Origin of the sequence: Ardenticatena maritima, from assembly GCF_001306175.1 — a bacterium.
GTDB classification, from domain to species: domain Bacteria; phylum Chloroflexota; class Anaerolineae; order Ardenticatenales; family Ardenticatenaceae; genus Ardenticatena; species Ardenticatena maritima.
Genome location: NZ_LGKN01000003.1, coordinates 225630 through 243677 on the forward strand (window position 1 = coordinate 225630; position 18048 = coordinate 243677).

Annotated in this window: 14 protein-coding genes; 7 read left to right on the plus strand and 7 right to left on the minus strand. The window is 58.9% G+C overall.

The features are described from left to right. Positions 1–8 precede the first annotated feature (8 nt). The 5 genes from SE16_RS01145 (at position 9) to thrC (ending at position 7160) form a co-directional block, all read left to right on the plus strand. Positions 9–836: an SAM-dependent methyltransferase gene (locus tag SE16_RS01145; RefSeq protein WP_054494077.1), complete on the plus strand. Its 828-nt coding sequence runs from the start codon at positions 9–11 to the stop codon at positions 834–836. A gap of 20 nt (positions 837–856) precedes the next feature. After that, positions 857–1678 carry an SAM-dependent methyltransferase gene (locus tag SE16_RS01150; protein WP_054494078.1) on the plus strand — a complete coding sequence of 274 codons (822 nt, stop codon included), beginning with the start codon at positions 857–859 and terminating at the stop codon, positions 1676–1678. A gap of 20 nt (positions 1679–1698) precedes the next feature. Continuing rightward, on the plus strand, positions 1699–2514 hold the full coding sequence (locus SE16_RS01155; protein ID WP_054494079.1) for an SAM-dependent methyltransferase: 816 nt from the start codon (positions 1699–1701) through the stop codon (positions 2512–2514). 263 nt (positions 2515–2777) lie between these two features. Continuing rightward, positions 2778–5492, plus strand: a complete 2715-nt coding sequence (locus tag SE16_RS01160; RefSeq protein ID WP_161804495.1) for an ATP-binding protein — start codon at positions 2778–2780, stop codon at positions 5490–5492. 24 nt (positions 5493–5516) lie between these two features. Then, positions 5517–7160 carry a threonine synthase gene (gene thrC, locus SE16_RS01165; protein WP_152918222.1) on the plus strand — a complete coding sequence of 548 codons (1644 nt, stop codon included), beginning with the start codon at positions 5517–5519 and terminating at the stop codon, positions 7158–7160. 71 nt (positions 7161–7231) lie between these two features. Here the strand turns inward: thrC and SE16_RS01170 are convergent, their stop codons facing one another. From SE16_RS01170 to SE16_RS01205, 7 genes are all read right to left on the minus strand, one after another. Beyond that, complete coding sequence (locus SE16_RS01170; protein WP_161804496.1) at positions 7232–8527, minus strand: acetyl-CoA hydrolase/transferase family protein; 1296 nt, start codon at positions 8525–8527, stop codon at positions 7232–7234. Next, positions 8524–9630: an alanine dehydrogenase gene (gene ald / locus SE16_RS01175; protein ID WP_054494081.1), complete on the minus strand. Its 1107-nt coding sequence runs from the start codon at positions 9628–9630 to the stop codon at positions 8524–8526. The genes SE16_RS01170 and ald overlap by 4 nt, the downstream gene beginning before the upstream one ends. 210 nt (positions 9631–9840) lie before the next feature. Beyond that, a complete protein-coding gene (locus SE16_RS01185; protein WP_054494083.1) occupies positions 9841–10806 on the minus strand; it encodes an aldo/keto reductase family protein in 966 nt (321 codons plus the stop codon). 33 nt (positions 10807–10839) lie between these two features. Beyond that, entirely contained in the window at positions 10840–11508 is a 669-nt protein-coding gene (locus tag SE16_RS01190) for an SDR family NAD(P)-dependent oxidoreductase (protein ID WP_054494084.1), read from the minus strand. Positions 11509–11681: 173 nt separating this feature from the next. Continuing rightward, positions 11682–13640, minus strand: a complete 1959-nt coding sequence (locus tag SE16_RS01195) for an alpha-amylase family glycosyl hydrolase (RefSeq protein ID WP_054494085.1) — start codon at positions 13638–13640, stop codon at positions 11682–11684. Then, the gene (locus SE16_RS01200; protein WP_054494086.1) at positions 13637–14548 is read right to left on the minus strand and encodes an ROK family protein; all 912 of its coding nucleotides are present in this window, start codon (positions 14546–14548) and stop codon (positions 13637–13639) included. The genes SE16_RS01195 and SE16_RS01200 overlap by 4 nt, the downstream gene beginning before the upstream one ends. A gap of 21 nt (positions 14549–14569) precedes the next feature. After that, on the minus strand, positions 14570–15778 hold the full coding sequence (locus SE16_RS01205; RefSeq protein ID WP_060687104.1) for a zinc-dependent alcohol dehydrogenase: 1209 nt from the start codon (positions 15776–15778) through the stop codon (positions 14570–14572). 164 nt (positions 15779–15942) lie between these two features. Here SE16_RS01205 and SE16_RS16290 point away from each other — a divergent pair, with 164 nt between their 5' ends. Both SE16_RS16290 and SE16_RS16295 read left to right on the plus strand, forming a co-directional pair. Beyond that, the gene (locus SE16_RS16290) at positions 15943–17064 is read left to right on the plus strand and encodes an ATP-binding protein (RefSeq protein ID WP_152968806.1); all 1122 of its coding nucleotides are present in this window, start codon (positions 15943–15945) and stop codon (positions 17062–17064) included. 35 nt (positions 17065–17099) lie between these two features. Beyond that, the gene (locus tag SE16_RS16295; RefSeq protein ID WP_152918198.1) at positions 17100–18038 is read left to right on the plus strand and encodes a vWA domain-containing protein; all 939 of its coding nucleotides are present in this window, start codon (positions 17100–17102) and stop codon (positions 18036–18038) included. Positions 18039–18048: the final 10 nt, after the last annotated feature.

Below are 18048 nucleotides of genomic sequence, written 5' to 3' on the forward strand. Positions count from 1 at the left end.
ATGAAAGGGTGACTGAAGGTTTCTCGAACTTGCCGGATATTGACACGACACGACCGAGCGCCGCGCGGATGTACGACTATTACCTGGGCGGCTTCCACAACTTTGAAGTGGACCGCCAGGCGGCGGATCAGCTTCTCAAAATTTACCCACAGGTACGTGATTCCGCAGTTGCCAATCGCGCTTTTATGCGGCGGGCTGTGCGTTTCATGGTGTCGCAAGGGATTGACCAGTTTTTGGATTTGGGGTCGGGGATTCCGACGGCGGGCAACGTGCACGAGATTGCGCAGGCGGTAAACCCCGACGCGCGGGTGGTGTACGTGGATATAGACCCGGTGGCGGTGGCGCATGGGCGCGTAATTCTGGAAGGCAATGAAAACGCCACAGTGATTCAAGCCGATGCGCGCGATATTGAGCAAATCATCAACCATCCCGATGTGCAACGCTTGATTGATTTTTCCAAGCCGACGGGTTTTTTGGCGGTGGGCTTTTTCTACTTCGTTGATGATGAAGGGGTGAAGAAAATTCTGGAGACGTTCCGCTCTCTGGCGGTGTCAGGGAGTTATTTGGCATTGACGCATTTGTCGGATGATGATGAAGTTGTCACCAATGACCACATTCGTGCAGCCATTGAGAAAGGGAAGGAGATTTACGCTCGTTCTCCCAATCCTTTATATTGGCGCAAAAAATGCGAAATTGAAGCGATGTTTGAAGGGTGGGAACTGGTAGAGCCGGGGTTGGTGTTTGTTCCGCTTTGGCGGCCGGAAGGTGATGACGACCCCGGATTGGACGACCCGGCTGCTTTGGCAATGTATGGTGGCGTTGGTATCAAGCCTTGAACAAATGGGAGTATGCGAGGATGACAGAATCGAACTTGCCGGATATTGACACGACACGACCGAGCGCCGCGCGGATGTACGACTATTACCTGGGCGGTTTCCACAACTTTGAAGTGGACCGCCAGGCGGCGGATCAGCTTCTCAAAATTTACCCACAGGTACGTGATTCCGCAGTTGCCAATCGCGCTTTTATGCGGCGGGCTGTGCGTTTCATGGTGTCGCAAGGGATTGACCAGTTTTTGGATTTGGGGTCGGGGATTCCGACGGCGGGCAACGTGCACGAGATTGCGCAGGCGGTAAACCCCGACGCGCGGGTGGTGTACGTGGATATAGACCCGGTGGCGGTGGCGCATGGGCGCGCAATTCTGGAAGGCAATGAAAACGCCACAGTGATTCAAGCCGACGCGCGCGATATTGAACAAATCATCAACCATCCCGATGTGCAACGCTTGATTGATTTTTCCAAGCCGACGGGTTTTTTGGCGGTGGGCTTTTTCTACTTCGTTGATGATGAAGGAGTGAAGAAAATTCTGGAGACGTTCCGCTCTCTGGCGGTGTCAGGGAGTTATTTGGCAATAACTCATGGATCAGATGACGATGAAATTATCACCAATGATCGCAATCGTCAGGCCTTGGATGTTGCGAAGAAAATTTACGCCCGTTCCCCTAACCCTTTATATTTGCGCAAAAAGCACGAAATTGAAGCGATGTTTGAGGGGTGGAAACTGGTAGAGCCGGGGTTGGTGTTTGTTCCGCTTTGGCGACCGGAAGGTGAGGATGACCCCGGATTGGACGACCCGGCTGCTTTGGGAATGTATGGTGGCGTTGGTATCAAGCCTTGAACAAATGGGAGTATGCGAGGATGACAGAATCGAACTTGCCGGATATTGACACGACACGACCGAGCGCCGCGCGGATGTACGACTATTACCTGGGCGGTTTCCACAACTTTGAAGTGGACCGCCAGGCGGCCGAATCTGTCTTGAAGGTGTACCCGCAAGTGCGTGATGCGGCGGTTGCCAATCGTGCTTTTATGCGGCGGGCTGTGCGTTTCATGGTGTCGCAAGGGATTGACCAGTTTTTGGACTTGGGGTCGGGGATTCCGACGGCGGGCAACGTGCACGAGATTGCGCAGGCCATAAACCCCGACGCGCGGGTGGTGTACGTGGATATTGACCCGGTGGCGGTGGCGCATGGGCAAGCAATTCTGGAAGACAATGAAAACGCCACAGTGATTCAAGCCGACGCGCGCAATGTGGAAAGCATCATCAATCACCCCGATGCGCAACGCTTGTTGGATTTCACAAAACCGATAGGCATTCTGGCTATCGCCTTTTTGCATTTTATTGAAGATGAAGGTGTGCAAAAGATTCTGAGTGCCATGCACAGTCTGGCTGTCTCGGGGAGTTATCTCGCCATTACACATTCGTCTGATGGGGAAGAATTTGGTCCCGAAGCACAGCGCGTTATTCGGATGGTGCAGGAAATTTACGCTAAATCACAAAATCCGCTCTTTTTCCGAAAATTATCAGCAATTGAAGCTATGTTCAACGGGTGGCGTTTGGTTGAGCCTGGCTTGGTTACACTGCCTTTGTGGCGACCGGATGATGAAGAGTCGCTCGAAGAAGAAGTTCAACGAGCATCTGGATGGTATGGTGGCGTTGCCGTCAAGCCATAATGAAGCTGTAGGATGGTATGGATGGAAACATCCTTCAACGCAGAAGAGAATCTCGGTGTGAGAGGTAGTTGCGTATGGCAGATATGACCCAAATCCAATCCAAACTCGAGACGCGGAAGGCGGCGCTTGTCAAAGAGATTCGCAAGTATCTGCGGCGTAGTGCCTATATACCGCTGTCTCTTGATGAAATTACAGCGCGTGTGGAGAAACTTGCACAATTGTTCATAGAAACATTGTGTAGTGAACCGTTTGAGCCACGCGCCATGCGCGCCGCCGGTGCTATTCTGGTGGAGCTGCGCTGCATTCACGCCGAGATTCTCCCCGGATTGTTGGCCATTTTTGAGACATTTCTGAAAGAAAGCCTGGATGAAGAGGAACGTGTTGCATGCGCCAGGCGGTTGACGCGCCTTGTGGCCGAATTGACGATTGGCTACACCAATGTTGCCCAAAGGGCTGTGTTGGAGCAGCAAGACCGCATTCGCGCTTCGTTGCAAAAAGCCATTGCAGAGCAACAAGAGCAATTGCGCGTGTTGAATGACCTCATGACACGCGTGGCGCTGTTTGGGCAGTTGATTTTGGAATCACATCAGCTGCAAGAAGTATTCCAGGCAACGGTTGAAAATTTGGTTTCGCTGTTTGACGCACAGGCCGCGGCTATCTGGTTTGGTGCTGGGGATGTATTGAGAAGGGTGGCGACCGTAGGCGATATTCCCGAAACCGTTGGCGCTGAACGCATTCAGCGTGCCGACGCCCAAACAATGCTGGCAGCAAAGGCGTGGCAACAGGGGCAAATGCAGATCGAATATACGCTAGAAGGCGCCCATGTGGCGGTTCCATTTGCAGGCCAGGGGCAGGAAGCGGGTATCTTTTATGTACAATTGCCGCCTTCTGTGATGATCAGCCAGCAACACAAATCTGTTTTTAGAACGCTGGCACAGATCATCACACGCGCTGTGCAGATGACTGAGGCGTATGAGCAGACCGCTGAGCAGTTGCAAGAAGTTGAGCGTATTGTACAGCGCCAAACGATTGAAGGGTGGCGCTCGGCGGCATCTCTCATGCGCCAGCGATTGTTGCTCGACGGTACCGAGTTTCATGTGTTGGAGAAGCCGCCGGTGGGCACAGATTTACTCCGCCCTTATCATGTGATGGTTGAACCGCAACGGATAACCGCGCCTCTGGATGTGCGTGGGACGCCCATTGGCGGGATTGTTCTGGAAAGCGAAGAGCCGCGTGAATGGGACGAGGACGAAGTGCGCCTTGTCGAGGAGGCGTCGAGAATTCTTACAAACGCGTTGGAAATGGCGCGTTTGTTCCAGGAACAGCAGCGACGTTCACTCCAATTGCAGGCGGCTGCCGAAGTGGGGCGTGCAGCGTCTTCACTCCTTGATCTGGATGAGTTGCTCAACCGCACAGTGGACCTAATCCGCGATGCATTCGGGTATTACCACGCCCAAGTCTTCCTGGTGGACGACGAAGGCTATGCGGCGTGGTTGAAAGCGAGTACCGGCGAGGCCGGGCGCAAGCTGTTGGCGCGAAAACACCACTTGCTCGTTGGGAGCAAAAGCGTCATTGGGCAGGTCACCAAGTACGGTGAGCCCGTCGTGGCGCGTGATACAGACCAGGACACAATCCACCGCAAGAACGAATTGCTCCCCGCGACGCGGGCTGAATGTGCGGTGCCTTTGCGGGTTGGGGGGCGTATTATCGGCGCGCTGGACGTGCAGAGCACCGAGCCTGACGTGTTCTCTCCCCAAGATATCGCCGTGCTGCAAACACTCGCCGACCAGTTGGCTATCGCCATCGAAAACGCGCGTGCATACGAACGCCAGCGTGAAACCGCCGAACGCTTGCGCGAACTGGACCAGTTGAAGTCGCAATTCCTGGCGAATATGAGCCACGAATTGCGTACACCGCTCAACTCCATCATCGGCTTCTCGCGCGTGATTTTGAAGGGGATTGACGGTCCTATCAATGATTTGCAGCGGAGAGACCTCGAAACAATCTACAACTCTGGTCAGCACTTGCTGAGCCTTATCAATGACATTCTCGATATTTCAAAAATTGAAGCTGGCAAGATGCGGCTTGACTTCGAGAAAGTGGATTTGTATCAAATCTTTGATAGTGTGCTCAGCACCGCACAGGGGCTGATCAAAGACAAACCGGTTCAGTTGGTGTCCGAAATTCCCGAAGGCTTGCCGCAGATTATCGCTGATGCTACACGTGTCCGCCAGATTTTGCTGAACTTGCTCTCGAATGCCGCCAAGTTCACCGAAAAAGGTGAAATTCGTGTGACGGCGACCCAAGCCGCCGATGAGATTATCATCAGCGTTTCTGACACGGGTCCCGGTATTCCCGAAGACCAGCTGGATAAGCTCTTTGAAGCGTTCTACCAGGTTGACGGTTCGATGACACGCAAAGTTGGCGGGACCGGTTTGGGCTTGGCGATTACACGCCACTTTGTCGAAATGCACGGTGGGAAAATTTGGGTGCGGAGTACCGTTGGGAAAGGGTCGACGTTCTCGTTCTCGCTTCCTATTGGCGGCCCGGAACAAGCCGCTCAGAAGAAGGATGGAGAAGGGGCGTCTTTGCCGGGGAAAGGGTACACCGTTGTTGCTGTGGACAACGAACCCGGTATTTTGGAGTTGTATCGCAAGTACCTGGAGCCGGAAGGCTATAAGGTGGTTACGCTTACCGATGAACGCGAACTCTTGGCAGCCATTGAAGAACACCAGCCCCATCTCTTGCTTATGGAAGTCAGCCTGAAGCATGTGGCCGGCATGAGTTTGGTGCGGGCGTTGAAGCGCAATGTGCTCACGCGTGATATTCCCATGATTGTGTGCACACTCAATGGTGATGAGAATGAATTATCACAAGCCGGCGTCGAAGCTGTTTTGCGGAAACCTATTGTTCGTGATGAATTGGTGAAAGCCGTCAATAATCTGGTACATATTCGCCAGAAGGTCTCACCATCGTAATACTCAAATACAGAAGAGGATGTCATGAATCAGTGGTGGCTTGAATGTGCGCGTTGTGGACGTACCGATATACCAACCGACAAACCGTTGACCGCATGCCCACATTGCGGGCATGACTGGCTCGAACCGCGGTTCCCGTACGAAAAACTCAAACCGATTTTGCTGGAAGAAGTGCCCAAGCGGCGCTGTACCATGTGGCGCTACCGCGAGTTTCTGCCTATTACCCATGATGAAAACATCATCTCCATGGGTGAAGGCGGTACGCCACTCATCCGTTTGCGCAATTTAGGGTTGATGTTTGGCGCACCCAATTTGTACGTCAAAGATGAGCGCCAGGGACCAACCGGCAGTTTCAAGGATCGGCAAGCCTCGCTTGCCATCAGCCTGATGAAGGAACACAACATCCGCGAAGCCGTTGTGGCCTCAACCGGCAATGTTGCCATCAGTTATTCGGCCTATGCGGCGCAAGCGGGCATCAAACTTTGGGCGTTCCTCACATCAAGCGTGCCGGCGGACAAGATGCGCGAAGTCGCTCTGTACGGCACCGAAGTTGTCAAAGTGACGGCGACATATGACCGCACGAAGGAAGTCGCCGCCCAATTTGCTGAGCATCGCGGCTTACACCTCGACCGTGGGATTCGTAGTGTGGCAGCGCGTGAAAGCATGAAGACACTGGCGTATGAAATCGCCGAAGATTTTGGATGGCGTGCGCCTGACTGGTATGTGCAGGCGGTGAGTGGCGGCATGGGGCCCGTGGGGGTCTTGAAAGGGTTTCAGGAACTCTACCGCATGGGCTTGATTGACAAAATTCCCAAAATTGCCGCTGTGCAAGCCACAGGCTGCGCCCCCATGGTCAAAGCATGGCAGGAAAATTCATCCGTACCTATCAATGTTGAATCGCCGCAGACGTTGATTACTACGGTGGCGACCGGGAAACCTGGGATTGCTTACACCATTTTGTACCATGCCGCGAAACGCTATGGCGGTACGTTTGTCGCCGTTACGGACGAAGAAGCCTTCCGCACCATGCACATCATGGCAAAACTGGATGGTTTCTCGATGGAGCCTGCCGCTGCCATGGCGTTTGCCGGCACAATGCAATTGCTGCGCGAAGGCGTTATCAAGCCTGATGAAACGGTGGTGATTTGCCTCAGTGGGCACACCTTCCCTGTTGAAAAGCATTTGCTGGAAGAAGGGTGGGCGCACGACCTCGACCTGTCTCACGAAGAGGAAACGTCGCATACTGTGCCCAATCGTGAGGAAGGGTTGCTGGCGTCGCTCGAAAATCTGGGCGGCGATGTGCGCCGAATCGTGATTGTGGAAGATGACGCCCCCGCTCGCGTCCTTCTGCGCCGCATTTTGCAGGCACGCGGTGAATACGAAATCTACGAAGCCGAAAATGGGCGGCGGGGTTTGGAAGTCATCAAGCAAGTGCGCCCCGACCTCATCTTGCTTGACTTGATGATGCCCGAAATGGACGGCTATCAGGTGCTTGACCACCTGAAGGCTGATGAGACGCTTGAAAATATCCCCGTCATCGTGATTACGGCGGCGCATTTGACCGAAAGCGAACGCAAGCGCCTGAGCGGCTATGTGCGCTCCTTGCTTCGCAAGGGTGAGTTCATTGATACGGAACTGATGGACGATATCGAATCGGCGTTGAAGTAGCCATCGCCTGGATGCAACGCAAAAGCCCCCACCAAGCAATGGGTGGGGGCTTTTTGATGCGAAAGCGCGTTCTAGAGATAGCAGAATTCGCGCGCTTTGCGTTCCAATTCTTCGCGAAACTGCGGCGCAGCAATGTTGATCAAGGCTTTGACACGTTCGCGAATGGGTTTTCCGTACAGGTCAGCCACGCCATATTCCGTCACCACGTAGTGAACGTCGTTGCGCGTTGTTGTGACACCCGCGCCGGGCTTCAGCATGGGGACGATGCGCGAAATGGTGCCGTTTTTGGCGGTGGCGGGCAAGGCGATGATGGGCATGCCACCTTTCGAGCGGGCGGCGCCACGCACGAAGTCCAATTGCCCACCCACACCGCTGTAAAAGCGTGTGCCGATGGAGTCTGCCGCGACTTGCCCCGTCAGGTCTACTTCGATGGCACTGTTGATGCTCACCATCTTTTCGTGTTGGGCAATCACAAATGGGTCGTTGACATAATCTGTTGGATGCAACTCGAAAATCGGATTGTCGGCGACGAAGTCGTACAGCGCTTGCGAACCGAAGAAGAACCCTGCGACAACCTTGCCGCGGTGAATGGTCTTCTTCGCCCCCGTGATCACGCCGGCTTCGATGAGGTGCATGACGCCGTCCGAGAATAACTCGGTGTGAATGCCAAGGTCTCGGTGCGAGTAGAGGTTGTTCAGGACGGCGTCGGGGATGCTGCCGATACCCAGTTGCAGGGTTGCCCCGTCGGGAATCATCTCGGCAATGATTTCCCCAATGCGTTTATGCACATCGGACATGCCGCCCAGCGGCGCTTCGGGCAGTGGGGCGTCGGCTTCTACGATGATGTCAAGGTTGCGTATGTGGATAAAACTGTCTCCATGGGTGCGTGGCATGTGACGATTGACCTGGGCAACCACGACCCTGGCGGCTTCGGCGGCGGGCTTGGTACAGCCCACTTCGACACCGAACGAGCAGAAGCCGTGTTCATCAGGCGGAGAGACCTGGATAAACGCGACATCGAGCGGCAAACGCCCATTGCGGAAGAGCCCCGGAATCTCTGAGAGAAAAATCGGCGTAAAATCCGCCCGCCCTTCGTTGACGGCTTGGCGCACGTTGTGTCCGATGAAGAGCGCATTGTGGCGGAAACTCTGCGCGTATTCGGGTTTCACATAGGGCGCGTCGCCGAAATGCAACACGTGGACGATTTCCACATCGCGCAGGTCGTTGGCGCGTTCCACCAGCGCGTTGATGAGGGCTTGTGGCGCACCAGCCCCACCACCGATATACACGCGATGCCCCGATTGCACCACCTCCACGGCTTTTTCGGGCGTTGTCACTTTCGAGCGATACATGTGTGCCCAGTTCATAGCGTCACCTCCACTTCGCGCCCGAGCGCCGCCGCTACGCGGGCGTTGGCGAGTTTGCCTTGCCAGACGTTGACGCCCCGTTGCAGCGCCGGGGTCTGTTCCAACGCCATGGCAAGCCCCTTGTCGGCAATTTCCTGAATGAAGGGCAGCGCCGCATTGGCCAGGGCATAACTCCCCGTGCGCGCCACCCGTGCCGGCACATTGGGCACGGCATAGTGGATGACGTTTTCTTCAATGTAGAAGGGATGCACGTGGTTGGTGGGGCGGCTGGTTTCGATACACCCACCGCTGTCAATCGAAAAGTCAATGATGACGGCGCGTGGGCGCATGGTCTTCACCATTTCACGCGAAACGAGGATGGGTGCACGCGCGCCGGGAACAGAGACCGCGCCGATAAGCACGTCGGCGAACGAGACGGCTTTGGCGATGTTGTAGGGGGTTGCCAGCATGGTGCTCACACGTTGCCCCAGAATCCGATCTAACTCTTGCAGGGTGCGCAGATTCTGGTCGAGCACGGTGACTTGCGCGCCAAGCCCGCAAAACGCCTGTGCAGCGTTGCGCCCTAGCGTCCCCGCCCCCAGGATGACCACCGCCGCCGGCGGCGTGCCGGGAATACCGCTCAGCAAGATGCCGCGTCCCCCGTTGGTGCTTTCCAGCAGTTGCCCGGCGATGAGGGGCGCCATACGCCCCGCCAGGATGCTGGTGGGGTGCAGGACGGGCAGAAAGCCGTCGTCGGTTTCGATGGTTTCATACGCAATGGCGGTCAGTCCATCGGCTTGCAGCGTTTCCAGCAAATCAGGGGAAGCCACAGCCAGGTGGAAAAACGCCATGATGACTTGCCCCGGCCGAAAGTAGCGGTATTCCGCTTCGGTGGGGCGAGCGACTTTGACAACCAGGTCGGCGCGTCCGTAGGCTTCTTCGGCGGTGTACACGATGGTTGCCCCGACGGCTTCATACGCGCTATCGGGAAAGCCTGCGCCCTCGCCGGCGCCATGCTGAACAAACACGCGATGCCCCGCCCTGACCAGCGCGTCGGCGGCGGCGGGGGTGAGGGCAACGCGCTGTTCCATGAGACGAACTTCTTTGGGAACTCCTATGTCCATGCGTCACCTCATACCACTTTCTTTCCGGTTGGATGAACCGGTTGACATTGTCAGACAAAGAAAGAGCGGCGCGGCACGGCGCATATTCACAAAGAAGGGCGGCGTTGTCTTTTTTTGCACCGTGCCGCGCCGCACCATCATCAGCATACTGCAACATGCGGCGCTTGTCATCCGCCAGAGGGCGAGGCGCGCCCTGGCCGGTTGACTAGTTTATGCGTGTTCGGATGTCGGCGCGTTGCCCAAAATCGCCTCAATTTCGGCGAGAACGTCATCGGTCAGCACGACGTCGGCGGCGCGCGCGTTGTCCTCCACTTGTGAGACTTTGGTCGCGCCGGTGATGACGCTGCTCACCGCATTCAGCCGCAACACCCACGCCAGCGCCAGTTGGGCGCGGGTGATGCCCAATTCGTCGGCGATGCGCTTCAGGCGGCGCACTTTTTCGCGGTTCTCTTCGGTCAAGTAGCGTTCAGCCGCCCACGGTTCGCGCGCAAAACGGGAGTCGGCGGGGATGCCTTCGTCGTATTTGCCGGTCAGCATGCCCATCGCCAGCGGCGACCAGACCACCAGCCCAATGCCGCGCGGTTCTACCACGGGGAGCAGGTGCTTTTCGACATTTTCGCGCCAGAGCATGGAGTATTGCGGCTGTTCAACCTGCGGCTTGTACAGGTTGTAGCGCTCGCAGATTTCATAGGCTTCCACGATTTGCGCCGCACTCCATTCCGACGTGCCCCAGTAGAGCACTTTCCCCTGATGAATGAGGTCGTCCATGGCGCGGACTGTTTCCTCAATGGGCGTTTCGGGGTCGGGGCGGTGGCAGAAGTAGATATCCACGTAGTCGGTGCCCAAGCGTTGCAGGCTCTTGTCAATGCTTTCCATGATGTGTTTGCGCGAAAGCCCGCGGTCGTTCACGTCGTCGCTCATAGGCCAGAAGACTTTGGTGGCAATGACCAGCGTATGGCGGGGGAATTGGCGCAGAATTTCGCCCATTTGCCGTTCCGCGCCCCCTTTGCCGTAGATGTCCGCCAGGTCGAAATAGTTGATGCCCAACTCGTAGGCGCGCTCGACAATGCGGCGCGCTTCATCATCGGGAACTTTGCCCTCGCCAAAGTTGATCCAGCCACCGAGCGAGACAGCACTCACTTTCATGCCGGCTTTTCCCAAGCGGCGATATTGCATGGTCTTCCTCCTTGTGGTTGTGTTGGTTGATGGTTATTCGTCACCCAGCCCGCTGACGAGCCGCACCAGGCGTTCCATGAGTGTTTGCGCCCAGGCTTCATCCGGGGCTTGGAGCACGCTGGCGTGGTCGGGAAGTGCCAGCGTGTACACACGCGGCACCGCCTGGCGTGCGGTGCGGTGCGTGAGGTGCGCGATGGCGGTGTTCGCCATGGAGAAAAAGGGCGCTTCGTCGTCGTCGCGCGCGCCAAAGACGTTGACGAGCGTGCCGCGCCCCTGGTGGCGCATTTGCGCGACGGCGGCCCACGTGCCGAGAATCGCCGTATCCAGCAGGCGGCGCGCCACCGCCCACGCTTGCGGCGTTTCGCTTCGCAGTGTAGCGGCTTCCGACGGCGTGGGAAGCGCGTTGTTCACCCACACGTCCAGCCGTCCAAAGGTGTCGAGTGTGCGGGCGACAACCAGCGCGGCGCTTTGAGCGGTGTCGAGGGCGCTATCCACGCCCAGCACCTGCACGCCGGGAATGGGCTCAAATTCGGCGTAGGCGGCTTCGAGGGCGCTCATGTCGGGTGCGGTGAGCACGATGGCGGCGCCCATTTGCGCCAGCGCCGCCGCCAGCAACAAACCGGGCGGTTCGGCGCTGTTCGTCACCACGGCAACTTTGTTGCGCAAGACAAGCGCCGCGCGTGCGTTTGCCGCCCAACTCATGCGACGCCTCCTTGTTGCAGAACGTTTGTAAGTGGACGTGTGCGGTTTGCGCCTCGTATGCGTGCCATTGTTGTCTCGTTGTCTGCATTGTTTGCCTTACGAACTGTAATCGAATTCAGGTGTTGAGCAAATGAGACGCCTGTTTCCCCCTGCTCGCGGTGAGCCTGCCCGTTTCACAGAGGGCGCAGAATGCGCAGGTGCACCGGTTCAAGCGTGAGGGGGTGCGTTGCCGAAAGGCGTTCGCCGTTGAAGAGGTCTTCAAACTCGTAGTCGTAGCCATAGCGGCGCAACATGTCGCCTTCCAGGGTTTGGGGGGCTTCTTTGAAGTTGGCGAAAACCAGCACCACGTCGCCGGCGTGTTCGCGGACGAACGCCAGCACATGCGGGTTGCCCGTGGTGATGACGTGCAGCGTGTTCCCGCCCAGTGCAGGCGTTTGCCGACGGATGCGAATGAGCCGCTGGAAGCCCTCGTAGATGCGCCCTTCGAGCGTGTGGGGATCATGGCGGCGCGCCATGCGCTCCCAATCGGTGGGGACGCGGTGCACCCAACGCGAATCGCCGAGGTGGTGCGGTTGGCGCGCCTGCTCGTAGTCGTTCAGAACGCCGATTTCATCGCCCAGGTAGATGAGGGGGATGCCCCCCGCTGTCATGGTGATGCCGTAGAGCAGCCAGATGCGCCGAATCGCCAGTTCGACTTCGTGTTCGCCCTCTTCCAGCAGGGCTTTTTCCAGCCCGGCGAGCGAGGCGCATGTGCCGCTTACGCGCGCGTCGCCTGTTTTGGGGTTTTCCTGGAAGGGCAGTCCACGCGCAAAACTGCCCGGAAAGCGCCCAGTGTAGAACGCATTAAGGAAGCGGCGGTGGTCGTAGCCGTTGATGCCCAACCGCGCGGCGTCTTCGTCGGAAAAAGTCCAGCCGATGTCGTCGTGGCAGCGCACGTAATTCACCCAGGCGGTGCCCGGCGGGAGCGCGTGGCGTTCGCGCAGTGCTTGTTCCAGCAGGTTGACTTCGCGCGTGGCGAGGGTGTTCCAGAGCAGCGCCATGAGCAGCGGGTTGTAAGAGAGTTGGCATTCTTCCGGCGCGATGTACTTCACCACGTCATCAGGGTGGACGATGGCTTCGGATTTGAAGAGCAACCCAGGGGCGGCGATGCGCGCCACGGCGTTGAAGGCGCGGATGAGGGTGTGGGCTTGCGGCAAATTTTCGCAGTTTGTGCCCAACGCTTTCCAGGTGAACGCCAGCGCGTCGAAGCGCAGCACGTCGGCGCCCACATTGGCAAGGAAGAGCATTTCCGACGCCATTTGCACGAAGGTGGCGGGGTTCGAGTAGTTCAGATCCCACTGGTAGGTGTGGAAAGTGGTCCAGACCCACTCTTCGCGTCCGGTGGCTTCATCGCGCAGGGGGCTGAATGCGCCCGGATGTTCTTCGGGGAAAATTTCGCGCAAGTGGCGCTCATAGGCGTCGGGCATGGTGCGGTCGGGGAAAATCCAGTAGTACTGGCGGTAAAGCGGGTGCCCCCGACGCGCTTGTTGCGCCCATGGGTGGTCGTCTGCGGTGTGGTTGAGCACGAAATCGAGCACGAGGCTGATGCCCTCGCGGCGCAGGTCGCGCGCGAGGCGGCGCAGGTCGTCAATTGTGCCCAGCCGCGCCTCCACCTGGCGGTAATCGCTCACGGCGTAGCCGCCGTCGTTTTCGCCGGGGCGCGTTTTGAAAAGCGGCATGAGGTGCAGGTAGGTCAGTCCGAGTTCTTTGAAGTAGGGCAGTTTTTCGCGCACGCCGTTGAGTGTGCCCGCGAACAAATCCACGTAGCAGACGCCGCCAATCATCGTGTGATGTTGAAACCAATCGGGGTGGGTTTCGCGTTCGGCGTCAAGGGCTTTGAGTTCGGGGCTGCGTGTCAGCCAGGCGTCCGCCATGGTGGCGAGCAATTCTTCCAGGTAGTAGAAGAAATCGTAATGCCCGCTGTAGAGGCTGGTCAGGTGGTCGAACAGGCGCGGAAAATGGCGGCGCAGGCGTTCTGCAAACGCCGCCCATTCTGTCGGATGCGTAGCGATGGCGTCGGCAAAACGCTGTTCCAGGCGGGGGAGCAGGCGTTCCAGTGCCCAAGAGGCGTGGTCAAAAGCATGTGTCGTCATAGGGAAGAGCGCTCCTTCCAGGTCTGTTCAGCCAGGGCAATCGCGCCCAGCACGCCCGCACGGTTGCCCAATCCGGGCGCGACGATGTACGCGTCAATCTGTTCGGTGATGGCGGGGACGTGGATGTAGCCGTTGAGCGCCTGTTGGGTGGCGGTGCGCACCAGAGGGAGCAGATGGGGCGCGTTCATGACCCCGCCGCCCAGAATGATGCGTTGCGGTGAGAGGGTGCAAATGAACGTCGCCAGCGCAAGCCCCAGGTAGTGCGCTTGCAGTTCCCAGGCGGGATGGTCGGCAGGCAGGGTTTCGGCGTTTTGCCCCCAGCGCGCCGCCAGCGCCGGACCACTGCACAGCCCTTCCAGACAGTCGCCATGGTAGGGGCAAATCCCCTCGAAGGGGTCGCGGTTGGGGTCGCGGGGCAGGCGGATGTGCCCCATTTCGGGGTGCAGAAGCCCGTGCACGAGTCGCCCGTTGACGAATGCGCCGCCGCCGATACCCGTGCCGATGGTCAGGTAGAGGAAGGTGTCGAGCCCTTGCGCCGCGCCCCAGCGGTATTCGCCCAGCGCCGCGCCGTTCACGTCCGTATCGAAGCCGATGGGCAGACCAAGTTCGCGCGCGAAAAACCCCACAACGTCGGTGTTCGCCCACCCCGGTTTGGGGGTGCTGGTGATGAAGCCGTAGGTGGGCGATGTGGGATGCAGGTCAATCGGCCCAAACGAGGCGATGCCCAGTGCGGCGAGTGGTGTTTCGCGCTGAATGGCGCGGAAAAAATCGAGTGCACGCCTCAGCGTTTCGTCGGGCGTGGTGGTGGGGAAACGTGTTTCGTGCAAGAGCGTGTCAGGGTCGGTTCCGACGGCGCAAACAAATTTTGTGCCGCCGGCTTCAATCCCGCCAAAAAGGGGTGAGGACATGCGCAAAAGCCTCCTCTGCGTTCAGGTGTAGTCGAACACGACTTTGATGCTGCCGCTGCGTTTGTCCATTGCGGTTTGGATGGCTTGCCGCCATTCATCCAGCCGAAAACGATGCGTGATAAGCCCCGCCGTGGTCAGTTTGCCGGCGCGCAGCAGTTCGATCACGACATCGTAGGTGCGGCGATGCTCGCCGTGCCAGCATTCCGCCCCGTGAGCGTACACGCCCACCATATCCACTTCCTGATACCAGACGGGCGTCAGGTCTACTTTGAGCGGGGCGAGCGTGATGCCCACCATGACGACCGCGCCGCGTGCCCGCGCCAGCCGCAAACTCTCTTGCACAGTACGCGCCGAGCCGACGCAATCATACACCACGTCCCACCCGCCCAGCGCCATGCGGTTGCCGAACATGCCGCGGTACACACGCGCCCCCGTGAGCGACGCCACCACCTCGAACGGGTCTTCACGCAGCAGGACGGTATCGGCGCCCAAACGGCGCGCGGCGTCCGCCTGGTGTTGGTAGCGCGCCACGGCGGTGATATGGCAGTCGGGTTGGATGGCGCGCGCGGCTTGAATGGTGTTCAACCCGACGATGCCGCACCCCACAACCAGCACGCGCGCGCCCGCTTCCGGTGGGCGGCGCAAAACGGCACGCACGGCGGTGCTGAGCGGCTCGACGAACATGGCTTCCTCGTCGGTCAGGTCGTCCGGCACGCGGTAGATTTCGGTTTCGTGGGCAGTGAAGGAATCGCCCCACCCGCCGCCTTCACCGCGCGGTCCTGCCCCAAGCGAGGCGTTTTCGCACAGCGTGAAGTTCCCCACGGCACAGTGGCGGCAAAGCGGCGCAATCTCCTGACTGAGACAGGTCGCGCCCTGAAAACGGGTGTCCATGATCACGCGGTCGCCCACACGCACGTTGCGCACACCGTCGCCGACTTCGACGACTTCACCCACCACCTCATGCCCCAGGTAAAACCGATTGGTGCCGGGGAGTGCGGCGGGGGCAATGGTGGGGTCGGCTTCGGCCATGAGCAGCGCAATGTCGCTGGCGCAGATGCCGCACAAGCGGTTGCGTACCCGTACCCAGCGCGCCCCCGGCAGGGGTGGGTCGGGCCAGTGCGCGAAACGGGCGGGCGAGAGTGGGCTAAACACCACGTTCGGCCAGATGCGTTTGAGCGCTTTGACGGCGAGCAGGCGGGGAATATGCTTGTCAACATAAATTGCTTGCATGGCACACCTACATCCGCAGGTATTGACGTGTTGCCCGTATCATACGAAAAGCCGCGCAGAAGGCGAAAAATGAGGAACAAGCGTGTGGGCGGCTTGGTGCTTTGGCGTTCCGCGCCCGCGGGGTTATACTTTGCGATGACATTTTCGAGGGAGTGGAGCAAACCATGGCAGCCATTTTTCCGTTTACGGCAATTGTTGGGCAAGAACGCATGAAACGCGCGCTCATCCTGAACGCGGTCAGCCACCGCGTGGGGGGTGTGCTGATTCGCGGTGAACGCGGAACCGCGAAAAGCACCGCCGTGCGTGCATTGGCGGCGCTTTTGCCTGAGATTGACGTGGTCGCTGATTGCCCGTTTAGTTGCGACCCGCACGACCCGCTGACCTTGTGCGATAACTGTCGCGCGCGCTACGAACGGGGTGAAACGTTGCCCGTGGCGCGCCGCCGTATCCGCGTGGTGGATTTGCCCGTCAGCGCCACCGAAGACCGCGTGGTGGGGACGCTGGATATTGAGCAAGCCATCAAGAAGGGGGAGAAGCACTTTGAGCCTGGCGTGCTAGCCGCCGCCAATCGCGGTATCCTCTATGTGGACGAAGTCAACCTGCTGGACGACCATGTGGTGGATTTGCTGCTCGACTCCGCCGCGATGGGGGTCAATGTGGTGGAGCGTGAAGGCATTTCGTTCTCGCACCCGGCGCAATTCATTCTGGTGGGGACGATGAACCCCGAAGAAGGGGAATTGCGCCCCCAATTGCTCGACCGCTTTGGGCTGATGGTGGATGTTGAAGGCATTAGCGACCCACAACAGCGCATGCTCATCTTGCAGCGGCGTATCGAATTTGAAAACGACCCGCAAGCCTTCTACGAACGCTGGCGTGAATCTGAGGAAGCCCTTTCGCGCCAGATTGCCGAAGCGCGCGCCCGCTTGCCCCAGGTGACCTACACCACCGAAAACCTGTACTCGATTGCACGGCTCACCGCCGAGTTGGGGGTGGACGGCCACCGCGCCGACATCACCATTTTGAAGGCAGCGATTGCCAATGCCGCGTTCGAGGGGCGCACGCGCGTTACCGAAGTGGATATCCTCACCGCCGCTGAACTGGCGTTGCCGCACCGCCTGAAACGCCGACCGTTGCAAGACACCGCCCGCGACCTGGAAGCGTTGCACGAACGCTTGCAACAAGCGCGCGAAGAAGCCGCCCGCCGCGAAGCCGAGCAAGGAGAAGAAGGCGAAGGCGACGACGGCGACGCAACCGGTGAAAAAAAAACGCAGATGACGGCACGCTAGACGACGCCGCCGACGACCTTGGTCAGACAAGCGAGATGGCGGCGAATGAAAAAGCGGGCGAATCGCCCGACGCCAGCCGTCCGCTTCCCCAACGTGTACCTGAACGGGGCGGCGACGATGCCGAGAATGGCAACGACCGCCCCGTGCGCCCATCCGATCCGCTTGGACCACCCCGCCTCGCGCCTGACCTTGACCGCCGTGTGCGCCGCCGCGCCGGGAAACGCACCACGACGCGCACCAACCGCAAACGTGGGCGCTACATCAAAGCCCGCCCAGCCCGCGACCGCCTGGATGATATCGCGTTTGATGCGACACTCCGCGCCGCCGCGCCGCACCAAATCCACCGTCAGGATGACGACCTGGCGGTCAGCATTCGCCGCGAAGAAGTCCAGCGCAAGGTGCGTGTGCGCCGCACCAGCAACCTCATCCTCTTTGTGGTGGATGCTTCTTGGAGCATGGCGGCGAGCGAGCGCATGGAAGCCACCAAGGGCGCGATTCTCGGCTTGCTGATGGACGCCTACCAAAAGCGCGACCACGTGGGCATGGTCGTCTTCCAGCGCAATCGGGCGCGGGTGGTCTTGCCGCCAACCAACAGTGTGGAACTGGCGCGCAAAGCGCTGGAAGAAGTGCCGGTGGGCGGCAAAACGCCGCTGTCGAGCGGGCTTTACACCGCTTTTGAAATTGTGGAGCGCGAACGCCGCCGCAATCCCGAAGTGGTGCCGCTGGTTGTGCTGTTGACCGACGGCGCTGGGAACGTCTCCATGGGGTCAATGCCGCCCCAGCAAGAAGCCTTGCAGGTGGCGCGCCTCTACAAGGAACACCACATCCCCGCCGTTGTCGTCAACACCGAGCATGAAGCCTTCGACCGTGGATTGGCGCAGCAGTTAGCCGACGAGATGGGCGCGGAGTGCCTCAAACTCAAAGACTTCTCGCCCGATGCGCTGACGAGCCTGGTACACCGCTACACACGCTAACCAAGGAGAC